The following is a 13,249-nucleotide window of genomic DNA, read 5'->3' on the forward strand; positions in this document are numbered from 1 at the left end:
GCTTTTTGCTTTCTGGCAGGCGCCCCAAGCGCCCGGCTAAACGGCCGGCTCACTATGGGTTCGCACATGCACGGTCAATCTATTAAAAATTCCGCATCGCCGCTATATCTGATCCTTTCCCGCACGGTGACTCGGAGATTACGTGATGATTCGCGACGGCATCAAGGCTGCCCAGATTGAGGCGATGAAGGCCGGCGACAAGCCCCGGCTGGCCGCTGTGCGCCTGATCCTGGCCAAGCTGAAGGACCGCGACATCGAACTGCGCACCGCCGCCAGCACGCCCGATGACGACGTGATTGTCGTCGATGTGCTGCAGAAGATGGTCAAGCAGCGCCGCGAATCGATCACCATGTACGAACAGGGCGGCCGCGCCGAACTCGCCGCGCAGGAGCAGGCCGAGCTGGAGGTGATCGAAGGCTTCCTGCCCAAGCAGATGAGCGAGGACGAAACCCGCGCCGCGATCGAGGCCATCAAGGCCGAAGTCGGCGCGTCGTCGGTAAAGGACATGGGCAAGGTGATGGCCGTGCTCAAGGACCGCCATGGGACGGTGCTGGACATGAGCAAGGCCAGCGGCTTGGTGAAGGCGGCGCTGGGGTGATTGGGGGGACGGGAGTTTCAACCTGCTCTCTCTGACATTACTCCCCTCCCCGTTCGTGTCGAGCGAAGTCGAGACACGGCTGGCACGGCGCTGAGGTGTCTCGACTTCGCTCGACACGAACGGGAAGAGTTGGGCACCACGGATAGAGGTTTTGGATGGCCTTCTGGACGTACATTCTGCGCTGCCGCGACGGCCGATACTATACGGGGCATACCGACGACCTTGAGCGTCGCATTGGCGAGCATCAGACAGGTGGCTTTTGCGCGTTCACGTCCCCACGTCGCCCGGTGACATTGATCTGGTCGGAAGATTTCGGATCGCGTGAAGAAGCCCTACAAGCGGAACTGATCGTGAAAAAATGGTCGCGCGCCAAAAAGGAGGCTTTGGCCGCCAGCGACTGGGCCAGATTATCGCACTTCTCCCGCCCGCCCTCAGAGCGTGTCTCGACTTCGCTCGACACGAACGGAGTTTTAGGGGCACGTGGAGGGGAGCAGCTCGGCGCTCAGGGGCAAATACCATGAGCCTCACCCCGCAATGGCTGGACGAACTCCGCGCCCGCACCACCCTCTCCACGCTCATCGGCAAGACGATCAAGGTCCAGAAGGCCGGGCGCGAATACAAGGCCTGCTGCCCCTTCCACAATGAAAAGACGCCCAGCTTCACGATCAACGACGAGAAGGGCTTCTACCATTGCTTCGGCTGCGGGGCGCATGGTGACGCGATCCGTTGGATGACGGATCAGCGCGGCCTGCCCTTCCTGGATGCGGTCAAGGAGCTTGCCGCCGCCGCTGGCATGGAGGTGCCCGCGCCCGATCCTCGTGCCGCCAAACGAGCCGAGCAGGCGAAATCGCTGCATGACGTGACCGCCGCGGCGCAGAACTGGTTTGAGGATCAGCTTGGCGGCCTCGATGGCGCCGAGGCGCGTGCCTATCTCCACAAGCGTGCGCTGACCGATGCCACGCGCCGCGCCTTCGGCCTGGGATTCGCGCCGGATAGTCGCGGCAAGCTCAAGACCGCGCTGCGCGACTTCCCCGAGGATATGCTGGTCGAGGCCGGCATGCTCATCCGGCCGGAAGACAGCGAGCGAGACAGTTACGATCGTTTTCGCGGGCGTTTGATGATCCCCATCCGCGACCAGCGCGGGCGCGTGATCGCCTTTGGCGGACGGATTCTGGGCCAGGGCGAGCCCAAATATCTCAACTCCCCCGAGACCCCGCTCTTCGACAAGGGCCGCACGCTCTTCAACCTCGACAAGGCGGCGCCTGCCGCGCGCAAAGCGGGCCGCATCATCGTCGTCGAGGGCTATATGGACGTGATCGCCATTGCCCAGGCCGGCATTGCCGAGGCTGTGGCGCCGCTCGGCACGGCCCTGACGGAGGCTCAGATCGAGAAATTGTGGAGCATGGTGGAGACGCCCATCCTCTGCTTCGATGGCGATGGCGCCGGCCAGCGCGCGGCAATCCGCGCTGCCCACCGCGCGTTGCCGCTGCTGCGCCCCGGTCATAGTCTCGCTTTTGCGACACTGCCCGCCGGGCAGGATCCTGATGATCTGTTGCGGGCCGAGGGACTCCAAGCCTTCGAGGCTGTGCTCGCAAGCTCGATCCCGCTGGCGGACCTCATCTGGCGCAGCGAGCATGATGCCGCGTCGCTGGCCACGCCGGAAGAACGCGCTGGCCTCAAGCAGCGTCTCAATGCGCTCGCCGCCACGATCGCCGATAGCGATATCCGGGCACTCTATTCTCGCCTGTTCAAGGAGCGTTACGACGCGCTGTTCTTCGCGCCGCGCGCCGCGTCCAACGCCCGCTTCGAGGGGCGATCGGCCGGTCGCGGCGGCGGCACGATGAAAGGGGGGCGCTGGATCGCCCCGCCCCCGCCGGCTACACAGGATGCCAAGGCGATCCGAGAAACCGGCGGAGACATGCTGCTTCTCCGCGCCGTTCTGGCCGGCCTCCTGCGCTTTCCCGGCGAGATCCTCGTCCACCGTGAGGCACTGGACAGCCTGTCGCCACCCGACTCCGGGCTGGCAAAGTTGCTGGACGCGCTGCTCAAAGCGGCCGATCGCCAAGAAACTGTTGAAACCGAGGCGCTCCTTACCATATTGGGCAGCACTGAGCTGTATAATATGGCGAAGGGGTTGCTCCGCGCCGACGCGCTGCATTTCACCTTCACCCAGGCCGAAGCCGACGGATGGCGTGCACAGCGCGATCTGGCGGAAGCCATCGGGGTGCTGGTGGCAATGCCGCGAATCGAAGCGGAGCTGGCGGCGGCGACGAGAGCGATGGCGGAGAATCTGGACGAGGCGAGTTTCGCCCGCCAGCAAGCCCTGCGCAAGCTCAAGGAAGACCTGGCGGCACGAGCCGCCGAGCTGGCCCAACCCCTCGAAGATTGAATAACTGGCCCGCGCGGCACCGCGCTTGGCCCGGAGCAAGGCAACGCATGGCGACGAAGATCAATGGAAACGCTGGAAACCCGGAGAGTGGCGAAGAAGGCGGCGATGCCCCCCTTCTCGATCTCAACGAAGCGTCCATCAAAAAGCTGATCGCCCGTGCCAAGAAGCGTGGCTACATCACCTATGACGAGCTGAACAGCGCCCTGCCGCAAGGCGAGATGTCCTCCGACCAGATCGAGGACATCACCTCAGCGCTCAGCGACATGGGCATCAACATCGTCGAGAACGAAGAACAGGGCGATGACGGCGAAGAGCAGCCCGAATCCGAAGTCGAGTCCATCGACAATGGTTCGGACGAGGAGGACGGCTCCGGCAATGTCGCCGAGAAGAAGCAGACGACGACCGACCGCACCGACGATCCGGTGCGCATGTACCTGCGCGAAATGGGCGCAGTGGAACTGCTCAGCCGCGAGGGCGAGATTGCCATCGCCAAGCGCATCGAGGCCGGTCGCGACACCATGATCCTCGGCCTGTGCGAAAGCCCGACGACGTTCAACGCGATCATCGGCTGGTCAACTGCGCTCAACAATGGCGAGATGCAGTTGCGCGAGATCCTCGATCTCGACGCCATGCTTTCCAAAGACCCGGCGCCGGAAAGCCTGTCGGAAGACGGCGAAGACGACGACGGTGAGATTTCCGAAAAGACCGCGGGTCCCTCGTTCAAGGACGAGGACGAGGTGAAGGATGAGCCGGAAGCCGACGGTGACGACGATGATTCCATGGTCGAACGCCGCACGGCGCGCCAGGAAGAGGACGACGAGGAGGATAACACCCTCTCGCTCGCCGCCATGGAAGAGCTGCTCAAGCCCGCCGCGCTCGAAAAGTTCGCCAACATCACCGAGTTGTACGGCAAGTTCGGCAAGATCCAGCAGGCCCGGCTGGTCGCGCTCGGCAATGGCATGGAATTCCCGGCTAAGGACGAAGCTACCTACCACAAGCTGCGCGAAGACCTGACGGCGGAAGTCGAGAGCGTCCAGTTCCACCAGCAGAAGATCGAATATCTCGTCGATCAGCTCTACGCCTTCAACCGGCGCCTGACCACGCTGGGCGGCCAGATGCTGCGCCTCGCCGAGCGCCACAAGGTGCCGCGCAAGGACTTCCTCGACCAGTATGTCGGCCAGGAGCTGGACGATGGCTGGCTGGAGAAGGTCAGCAAGCTCGACAAGAAATGGGCGGCCTTTGCGGCCAATGAGGTCGATGCTGTCGAGCGCATCCGCGCGGAAGTCTCCGAGATCGCGCAGTCGACCGGCACGTCCCTGCCCGAGTTCCGCCGCATCGTGAACATGGTGCAGAAGGGCGAGCGCGAGGCACGTATCGCGAAGAAGGAGATGGTCGAGGCCAATCTGCGCCTCGTGATTTCCATCGCCAAGAAGTACACCAATCGCGGCCTGCAGTTCCTGGATCTGATCCAGGAGGGCAATATCGGCCTTATGAAGGCGGTGGATAAGTTCGAATATCGCCGCGGCTACAAGTTCAGCACCTATGCGACCTGGTGGATCCGCCAGGCGATCACCCGTTCAATCGCCGATCAGGCGCGCACCATCCGTATTCCGGTGCACATGATCGAGACGATCAACAAGCTGGTCCGCACCAGCCGCCAGTTCCTCCACGAGCAGGGCCGCGAGCCCACGCCGGAGGAAATGGCCGAGCGCCTGAGCATGCCGCTCGAGAAGGTGCGCAAGGTGATGAAGATCGCCAAGGAGCCGATCTCGCTCGAAACGCCGATCGGCGACGAGGAAGACAGCCATCTGGGTGACTTCATCGAGGACAAGAACGCGATCATCCCGGTCGACGCCGCGATCCAGGCGAACCTCAAGGAAACGGTCACCCGCGTCCTGGCAAGCCTCACCCCGCGCGAGGAGCGCGTGCTGCGCATGCGCTTCGGCATCGGCATGAACACCGATCACACGCTGGAAGAGGTCGGCCAGCAATTCTCGGTGACGCGCGAGCGTATTCGCCAGATCGAGGCCAAGGCACTGCGCAAGCTCAAGCACCCGAGCCGCAGCCGCAAGATGCGCAGCTTCCTGGACCAGTAAGGTCCGAAATCAAATCAGGCGGCGGAGGTGTTGCGCGCTTCCGCCGCCTTTTTCGTGCGCGCAATACCTGCCAGTCGCAAGAACCCTAGCATGCACCTGCGCGATCTGTGCGGCCGAGCTAATACTCTGAAATAAAACAGGCTCGCGTTGCTTGGTTGGAGCGTTTTCAACATCTTGTTAACTTCCTGCGCGTTACATCGCGGCGGGGAAAATTGCCGGCCCGTCGGTTCGGCATTCTAAGGCTTGATATGGACCCGCGCCCGCTTGATTTCGTTGAGACCGGCCTTTCCGCCCGAGTGCTTGCGCTCGTGGGGAGCGAAGGGTCCGCGACACATTCTTACTGCGCGCCCGTGCTGGCCGGCGAGCGGATATCCTTTGCGCGGCACTCGGCGGACTTTGCGGACTTCATCCACCTTCTCGTCCTGCTCCACGGCCAGATCCCGGGCGTTGTCGATCACGCCGCTGTCCACACAGCTGAGCCGGTCGCCCGCGATTGGTTGATCCGCTCGACCAGCGCCTTCGCTGAAGAGCGGGACTATATGCATCGCCTCTGCGCTGCGGCCGGGCCGGTGCCGAGCACGCCGCGCCATAGTGAGGCGACTGCGGCCATCGCCCAGCAAAGCCACGCCATCGAGATGCTTGCTCAGTCGGAACGGCGCGGTTGCGCGCTCGGCACGGCGATCACGCTGGTGCTGGAATGGCAGGCCATCCGCAGTGTTCTCGACGTGGGCGCGCTCAGCCTCGGCATTGAGCCGGCCGAAACCGCCCTCCCCAGCCAGTCCGATACAGTGGCTCTGCTGGACGACCTTCCCCAGATCGAGCGCTTCTCGCGCGCCGTGCAATTCGGCGCCGATCAGTTGCTCGTGCAGCATCGCGGCATGTGGAACCTGCTCAAGGCCAGGGCCGGCGCGCGACAGAGCAGCCAGTAAGATCGAGTGAACGCCGGGCTTATGCTGGCGTGGTCTTTCTCCTGCTCATCACCGAGCCCATGCTGGCGGCCACCACCATTGCGATGCCGGCGAGTTGGATGGCGCTGAGACGTTCGCCCAGCATGAACAGCCCGGCCAGAACGGCGAAGGCCGGTTCGAGGCTAGTCAGCACCGCAAAGTTACGCGCTGGCAACCTCGGCAACGCATAAAGCTCCAGCGACAAGGGAATGGCTGCGGACAGGATCGCCACCAGCAGCGCGAGCGGAAGCAAGGCGGGCGCGAAGAGCCCCACCCCGTTCTGCATCATGCCCACCGGTACGACGAGAAGCGCGGCCACGCAGAGCGACAAGGCCGCACCGCCGGCGCCGAATGATGTTGCAACCCTGCGGCCGCACAGGATGTAGCCTGCCCAGCAGGCTGCAGCGATGAGCGCGAACAACAGTCCCACCGGTTCCAGCGCGCCTTTTGCGCCATCGGCACCCACCAGGCACCAGATGCCGAGGCCCGCCAGCGCGACCCATAACAAGTGGAGGGCACGCTTCGCCATGCAGGCGGCGAGCGTCAATGGCCCTAGAGACTGGATGGAGATTGCGATGCCCAGCGGCAGGTGCGCGATGGCGAGGTAGAAAAAGAGAATAGCCCCCGCAACACAGGTACCAAGGCCAAGCAGCGCCAGCCAGTCCGGCCGCGCGGGCCACGCCCGCCACGGCCTGACCAACACCAGCAGAATCAGCGCCGCGAACAAGATGCGCAGGGCTGACGCGCCGATCGGCCCGACCGAGGGATATAGTCCCTTGGCGAAAGCCGCCCCGAACTGGAAACAAGCCGTCGAACCCACCACAGCCAGCACCGGCAACAGCGCCAGCCCCGCCGCCGGTTCTGAGCCACCCTTCATCCTCCCACCGCTCAGTAAAGCAGATGGGCCGCGCGGGTCTCCGCCCAGGCACGTTCGTCAGCCCCCGCGAGGTCATCGAGGTCCGCTGGCGTCGCCGCACCATCGTCCACCCACTCGCGCAGCAAGGGCGATCCATTGATGACGTCTATGGGCAGCTTGCCAAGCTCATACTCATAGGGAAAATCGCGCCAGAGCGGATAGTCCGGGTACAGTGCCCGGATCGCCTTGAAGGCCAGTGCCTGCACCCGCCATGGGCGGAAGGTCTGATGTGCGTAAGCCGGCCCTTCGGCATGGATATGGACGCCGGCGCACAGAGTGCCGACATGCTTGTGAAAGGTCGGCTCGAACCAGCAGTCGCGCAGGATGCATCCTGCCAGCCAGTGCGACGCCAGCGCCTGCATCTTGCCGATCACCTTGCGCGCGTCGATATCGGGCGCGCCGAACAGCTCCAGCGGGCGGGTGGTGCCGCGCCCTTCCGATAGCGTCGCGCCTTCCAGCATCACCGTGCCGGCATAACAGCGGGCCATGTTGAGATTGGGCGCGTTGGGACTGGGATTGACCCAGATGCGCTCAGTGGGCCAGCCGAAGCCCGGCGCCGCCTCGGGCGCGTAGCCCTGCATCGCGATCACGCGATAATCCACGTTCAGCCCGAAATGTGCGATGAACCAGTGCCCCAGCTCGCCCATGGTGAGGCCATGGCGCATGGGCATCGGCCCGGCACCGACAAAGCTCTCCCAGCCTGACCTCAGCGTCAGACCCTCGATGGGCCGCCCGGCGGGATTGGGCCGGTCCAGCACCCACACGCTCTTGCCGGCCTTTTCCGCCGCTTCGAGCAGATAGAGCAAAGTCGTCACGAAGGTGTAGATGCGACACCCCAGATCCTGCAGGTCGACGAGGAATATGTCGGCCGAGTCCATCATCTGCGCCGTCGGCCGGCGGACCTCGCCATAAAGGCTGAACACCGGGATGCCGTGAGCAGGATCGATGAAATCCGGCGATTCCATCATATTGTCCTGCTTGTCGCCCCGCAGGCCATGCTGCGGCCCCATGGCGGCGGTCAGCCGGATGTCGCCACAGGCCGCCAGTGCATCGAGCGCGTGGGTGAGGTCCGCGGTGACGGAAGCGGGATGCGCCAGCAGACAGACGCGCTGGCCGGCAAGCGGCGCACGCAGCGCGGGGTCGGCCAGCAGGCGATCGAGACCGGTGAGAAAGCTCATGCCCGGTCCACTGGCGGAAGCCGCAGCGCGAAGCAATCCCGGTGGTGAAAGTCTGGCCGTCCGGGTGGATGCGCCAGCGCCCAATAGCTCAGAGAGCCGTTCGCCTCCTCAATGACCGCGCTGGCGCCGATCGGCCCTGATCGATCCCACACCAGCGCGTCTTCGGGAAGGCGGATGGACAGCGACAGCCGCTCGGCATCTGCCGCCTGCAGGATACGCGGCGCGGGGATCTCGAAGGGCCTCATACCGGTGCGATAATGGTCGAAATGATAGGCCGCGAAGGCGCCGGAAGGCGAGAAATTATACTCGGCATAGGCATCATCGTCCTGCGCCACGAACAGCTCGAAGCAGGTGGTGCGCCATAGCTCATCGGTATGAATGCCTGGCGCGGCCTTGGGCAGACGCAGATCGGCAATCCGACCCATCGCCACGAAGCCGATCTCCCAACCATGATCGTCGGTCAGCTCAATCTGCATGCCCAGCGCCGCCAGTGCATCGCAGGGCGTATCCGGATGGCAGACCAGAGCGGCGCGGGCCAAAATACTACTCATCCTTCCCATCCCATGCTAAGCGCCCCCGCGTTTCAATAACCCCGCGCTTCCCAAAGGGCGATCATGACAAGCTACAAGTCCGACCTGCTGAACCTGCTCGAAGAGCGGGGCTATATCCACCAGATTACTGACGCAAGCGCGCTGGATGCGCTCGCCGCCAGGCAGGTCGTTCCGGGCTATATCGGCTTTGATCCCACCGCGCCCTCGCTGCACGTGGGCTCGATGGTGCAGATCATGCTGCTGCGTCGCATGCAGCAGACCGGCCACAAGCCCATCGTGCTGATGGGTGGTGGGACCGGCAAGGTCGGCGACCCCAGCTTCAAGGATGAAGCGCGCAAGCTGATGACCGTCGAGACGATCAACAGCAACATCGCTTCCATCAAGACGGTGTTCGAGAACTTCCTGACCTTCGGCGATGGTCCGACCGACGCGATCATGGCCGACAACGCCGAGTGGCTGGACGCGCTCGAATATCTGCCGTTCCTGCGGGATTACGGCCAGCACTTCTCGGTCAACCGGATGCTCAGCTTCGATTCGGTCAAGCTGCGGCTGGATCGCGAGCAGTCGCTGAGCTTCCTGGAGTTCAATTACATGATCCTCCAGGCCTATGACTTCCTCGAGCTTTCCCGTCGGGCGGGTTGCCGGCTGCAAATGGGCGGATCGGACCAGTGGGGCAATATCGTCAACGGCATCGAGCTCTCGCGCCGGGTGGATGGCACGGAAGTCTACGGCGTCACCACGCCGCTCATCACCACGGCCGATGGCGGCAAGATGGGCAAGACGATGGCGGGCGCCGTCTGGCTGAACGAGGCGATGCTGCCGCATTTCGACTATTGGCAATTCTGGCGGAACACGGATGATCGCGATGTCGGGCGGTTCCTGCGCCTGTTCACCGATGTGCCGATGGACGAAATCCGGCGGCTCGAAGCGCTGCAAGGCGCGGAGATCAACGAGGCCAAGAAGATCCTCGCCAATGAGGCAACGGCGCTTTGCCGTGGCCGGGCCGCTGCGGATGGCGCTGCCGAAACCGCCCGCCTCACCTTCGAGCAAGGCGCGGCGGCGGCTGCGGATTTGCCGACCGTTCACGTCTCGGAAGGCAGCATCGCCCTGGTTGCCGCCCTCACCCAGGCCGGGCTGGCTGCCTCCAATGGCGAGGCGCGCCGCAAGATCGCCGAAGGCGCTGTCCGCGTCGATGACGAGCCGGTGCGCGACGAAAAGCATCTGATCGCGATTGGCGAGACGCCGGTGAAGCTCAGCCTCGGCAAGAAGCGGCACGCTCTGCTCAGCCGCTAAGCTGCCGGAGCGGGGCGTTCGCGCCTCGATTACGCCGAGTTTATCAGATGTTTACCGGTCCCTGACAGGATCAGACTCCGACTGGGAGTCTGATCCATGACGTTTGCCTTCTCGATGGACGAGCCGCGCCGCTACGAACGGGACGCCGTGGAAAGCCCCGTGCAGATCTGGGGCGGCACCCTCCCCCCATCGCCGGCCACGCTCATCAACATTTCACCCAGCGGCTGCATGATCCGCTGCGATCAACTGGTGTCGATAGGCGAAAGCCTCACCATCGATGTGCCGCAGATCGGCATGTTGCGGGGGCGCGCGATCTGGGCGAATAGTGCGCGCCTCGGTGTCGAATTCGAGTCCGCGATCGCGGACAAGGAGTATGACATCATGCTCCTGCGGCTGAAGGGCCCCGATCATCCCGGCCGCTGACCCTCATGCCAGCCGCGCCGGAGCCTGAACGATGGGCGACGAAGCATGGAGCCGGGCTGTCCGATCCGAGCTGAGTCACAGCCGGCGCCGCGTCGTTTCACGCGATGCCATCTCCTTCCAGACCCATGTATCGCGGCCGCGCGGCGCTGACCCCATTGAGGTCGAGCTGATAGACTTTTCGGTCTGGGGATTTCAGGCCCGCTGCGGTTTCGCACGCTTCGAACGCGGCGAACCGGTCGCCCTTCGCTTGCCGCTCATCACCACGCAGGATGCGCAAATCCGCTGGAGCCTGCGGGGATGCTTTGGCGCGCAATTCCTCCAGCCCATCGATGCGCGGGCCTATCTCGATATTCTGGCATGCATCACCCGGCCCCAAACCGAGGGCTGACGCTCAGCCGCTGGCCAGCAGACTGATCGCCGCATCGCGCTCGAAGAGATAGAGGCACAGCCGCGCAGCCTGCCCGCGCGGGGAGGCCAGCCCGCCATCGCGGTCCATGAGCAGCCGGGCATCGTCGTGCGCTGCATCCAGCAGCGACTGGATCTGTTCCGGGCTGGCCAGCCGGAAGCGCTGCTCGCCCGATTGGCGCGTGCCGAGGATTTCGCCGGCCCCGCGCAATTTCAGATCTTCCTCGGCAATGCGGAAGCCATCATTGGTCTCCCGCATCAGGGCGAGACGCGAGCGCGCCGTTTCCGACAAATTACTCCCGTGCAGCAACATACAGAAGCTGCGCTGATCGCCCCGCCCCACGCGCCCGCGCAACTGGTGCAACTGCGCGAGGCCGAAGCGCTCCGCCGCTTCCACGATCATCAGCGTGGCATTGGGCACGTCCACGCCCACCTCAATCACCGTCGTCGCCACCAGCAGCTTGAGCTGCCCGCGCGAGAAGGCCTCCATGACCGCATCCTTCTCCGGGCCGGGCATCTGCCCGTGGACCATGCCGACGACATCCGCGCCGAACCGCGCCTTGAGCATCGCTGCGCGGGCTTCCGCCGCTGCCTCGTCGCCATCCTCGCTCTGCTCCACCAGCGGGCACACCCAGTAAGCCTGCCGACCCGCCGCGATATGGCGGCCGAGCGCGGAGACGATATCCTCCAGCCGATCGTCCCCGATGACCCGCGTGTCGATGCTCTGGCGGCCCGGCGGCATCTCATCCAGCCGCGAGACATCCATATCGCCATATTGCGCGAGGCAGAGCGTGCGGGGAATGGGCGTGGCGGTCATCACCAGCAGATGCGGCGTCCGTTCCGCCTTGGCCGTCAGCATCAGCCGCTGCGACACGCCGAAGCGATGCTGCTCGTCAATGACCGCGAGGCCGAGGTTGCGATAGGTCACGGCCTCCTGAAAGATCGCATGGGTGCCCACGAGGATATGGATGCTGCCATCGGCCAGCCCCATCAGCGTCGATTCGCGCGCCTTGCCCTTGTCCCGCCCGGTCAGGATCGCGACATTCACCGGCAGGCCGGCCAGCATCGTCTGGAGGCTGGCATAATGTTGGCGGGCGAGAATTTCCGTCGGCGCCAGAAAGGTCGCCTGCGCGCCGGCTTCCACCGCATTGAGCAACGCCATCAGCGCCACCAGCGTCTTGCCGGAGCCGACATCGCCTTGCAGCAGCCGGAGCATCGGCACGGCCTGCGCCATATCCCCCTCGATCTCGGCAGAAGCCCGGCGCTGAGCACCGGTGGGGGCGAATGGCAGGCGCAAGGCGTCGCGCAAATGTCCGTCTCCGGCCAGGGGAAGCCCGCGCCGGCGACGGGTCGAGGCCCGCAGCAGCATCAGCGCAAGCTGGCTTGCGAACACCTCGTCATAGGCCAGCCGCTCGCGCGCGGGCTTTGCGCCGGGCGTCTCGTGCGTGGCCTTGAGCGCTTCCTGCCAGCTCGGCCAGCCCTTGTGGGCGCGCAGCCCCGGTTCGATCCACTCATCCAGAGCCGGCCCGCGCTCGACCGATTGCGCGACAAGATCGCGCAGCCGGCCATTGGTGATGCCTTCCGAAAGCCCGTAGACCGGCTCGCAATCGGCAATCTGCCCCGCCTCTTCCACCGGCACGACATGATCGGGGTGGACGATCTGCAACTCGTCCCCGAACTGATCGAGGCGGCCGGAGACAAAGCGCGGCTCCCCGAGCGGGAAGAGCTTGCGCGGCCATCCGCTGTTCTTGCCGAAATAGACGATGCTCACCGGATCGCCGGCCATATCCACGGCGCGGATGCGAAACGGCGCCCGTGCCGTGCCCGAGGCGCGATAGTCCTGCGCCGTCAGCACCAGGGCGACCATACGCCCCGTCTCGGCTTCCGCGAGCCGCCGCACGCGTTGCCGCTCGATCCAGCTCACCGGCAGGTGGAAGGCAAGGTCGACCACGCGCTTCAGGCCCAAGCGCTCCAGCGGCTTGGCCGAAGCGATCCCCACGCCCTTAAGCGCCGTGCTTTCCGTGAACAGCGGATTGAGAATGTCGGGCCGCATCGCTATCTGCCCTAGTCGAAGCTGGAGGGCCGGAAAAGTCCCCGCCGGCCAATCATGATAAAACGCGCACCCGAGCGCCGCGCGAAAAGGACCGGACATGATCGACGAGACCCGCCTGCGCCGCCTCAAATTCCGCGCCTGGCACCGAGGCACGAAGGAAGCGGATCTGATGATCGGCGGGTTCTTCGATGCCCACGCCGCCAGCTTCACGCAGGCGCAGGCCGATCTGTTCGAGGCGCTGCTCGAGGAAGAGGATGTCGACATCATGGCCTGGGCCATCGGCACTCTTCCCTGCCCCGCGCGTTACGAAGGCGCGATGATGGAAGCGATGCGCAGGCTTGATTATGTTCCGATTGCGAAGTGAGATTTCTCTCATGCCCCGCCACCTCCGTTCGGTTCG

General features: G+C 64.6%; 13 protein-coding genes. 9 read left to right on the top strand and 4 right to left on the bottom strand.

All coding sequences use genetic code 11. The features are described from left to right. Positions 1 to 145 precede the first annotated feature (145 nt). The 5 genes from M2332_RS03915 (at position 146) to M2332_RS03935 (ending at position 6,012) form a co-directional block, all read left to right on the top strand. Entirely contained in the window at positions 146 to 598 is a 453-nt protein-coding gene (locus tag M2332_RS03915) for a GatB/YqeY domain-containing protein (protein WP_264574886.1), read from the top strand. A gap of 155 nt (positions 599 to 753) precedes the next feature. Continuing rightward, a complete protein-coding gene (locus M2332_RS03920; RefSeq protein ID WP_264573047.1) occupies positions 754 to 1,119 on the top strand; it encodes a GIY-YIG nuclease family protein in 366 nt (121 codons plus the stop codon). Next, on the top strand, positions 1,116 to 2,987 hold the full coding sequence (gene dnaG, locus M2332_RS03925; RefSeq protein ID WP_264573048.1) for a DNA primase: 1,872 nt from the start codon (positions 1,116 to 1,118) through the stop codon (positions 2,985 to 2,987). The genes M2332_RS03920 and dnaG overlap by 4 nt, the downstream gene beginning before the upstream one ends. 47 nt (positions 2,988 to 3,034) lie before the next feature. Next, on the top strand, positions 3,035 to 5,083 hold the full coding sequence (gene rpoD / locus M2332_RS03930) for an RNA polymerase sigma factor RpoD (protein WP_264570622.1): 2,049 nt from the start codon (positions 3,035 to 3,037) through the stop codon (positions 5,081 to 5,083). A gap of 248 nt (positions 5,084 to 5,331) precedes the next feature. Then, complete coding sequence (locus M2332_RS03935; RefSeq protein ID WP_264573049.1) at positions 5,332 to 6,012, top strand: DUF6975 family protein; 681 nt, start codon at positions 5,332 to 5,334, stop codon at positions 6,010 to 6,012. A gap of 19 nt (positions 6,013 to 6,031) precedes the next feature. Here M2332_RS03935 and M2332_RS03940 read toward each other — a convergent pair whose 3' ends face one another. The 3 genes from M2332_RS03940 to M2332_RS03950 are packed head-to-tail and all read right to left on the bottom strand — an operon-like array spanning position 6,032 to position 8,675. Then, the gene (locus M2332_RS03940; RefSeq protein ID WP_264574887.1) at positions 6,032 to 6,862 is read right to left on the bottom strand and encodes an EamA family transporter; all 831 of its coding nucleotides are present in this window, start codon (positions 6,860 to 6,862) and stop codon (positions 6,032 to 6,034) included. A gap of 56 nt (positions 6,863 to 6,918) precedes the next feature. After that, positions 6,919 to 8,124, bottom strand: a complete 1,206-nt coding sequence (locus M2332_RS03945) for a DUF1343 domain-containing protein (RefSeq protein WP_264573050.1) — start codon at positions 8,122 to 8,124, stop codon at positions 6,919 to 6,921. After that, a complete protein-coding gene (locus tag M2332_RS03950) occupies positions 8,121 to 8,675 on the bottom strand; it encodes a DOMON-like domain-containing protein (protein ID WP_264573051.1) in 555 nt (184 codons plus the stop codon). The genes M2332_RS03945 and M2332_RS03950 overlap by 4 nt, the downstream gene beginning before the upstream one ends. Before the next feature lie 63 nt (positions 8,676 to 8,738). On the opposite strand from M2332_RS03950, the gene tyrS reads away from it, so the two are divergent. The 3 genes from tyrS to M2332_RS03965 all read left to right on the top strand — a co-directional run bounded on the left by tyrS (position 8,739) and on the right by M2332_RS03965 (position 10,779). Continuing rightward, positions 8,739 to 9,968 (top strand): tyrosine--tRNA ligase, encoded by a 1,230-nt coding sequence (gene tyrS, locus M2332_RS03955; RefSeq protein WP_264573052.1) that lies wholly within the window; start codon positions 8,739 to 8,741, stop codon positions 9,966 to 9,968. A gap of 96 nt (positions 9,969 to 10,064) precedes the next feature. Continuing rightward, positions 10,065 to 10,391 carry a PilZ domain-containing protein gene (locus tag M2332_RS03960; RefSeq protein ID WP_264573053.1) on the top strand — a complete coding sequence of 109 codons (327 nt, stop codon included), beginning with the start codon at positions 10,065 to 10,067 and terminating at the stop codon, positions 10,389 to 10,391. Positions 10,392 to 10,422: 31 nt separating this feature from the next. Next, positions 10,423 to 10,779, top strand: coding sequence for a hypothetical protein (locus M2332_RS03965; RefSeq protein WP_264573054.1), 357 nt, complete (start codon positions 10,423 to 10,425; stop codon positions 10,777 to 10,779). A 3-nt stretch (positions 10,780 to 10,782) separates the two neighbouring features. On the opposite strand, the gene recG is transcribed toward M2332_RS03965, so the two are convergent. Further along, on the bottom strand, positions 10,783 to 12,849 hold the full coding sequence (gene recG / locus M2332_RS03970; protein WP_264573055.1) for an ATP-dependent DNA helicase RecG: 2,067 nt from the start codon (positions 12,847 to 12,849) through the stop codon (positions 10,783 to 10,785). A 97-nt stretch (positions 12,850 to 12,946) separates the two neighbouring features. Between recG and M2332_RS03975 the strand changes: the two genes are divergently transcribed. Next, a complete protein-coding gene (locus M2332_RS03975; protein WP_264573056.1) occupies positions 12,947 to 13,213 on the top strand; it encodes a succinate dehydrogenase assembly factor 2 in 267 nt (88 codons plus the stop codon). Positions 13,214 to 13,249 lie beyond the last annotated feature (36 nt).

Source organism: Sphingobium sp. B11D3A, assembly GCF_025961695.1.
Classification (GTDB): Bacteria; Pseudomonadota; Alphaproteobacteria; order Sphingomonadales; family Sphingomonadaceae; genus Sphingobium.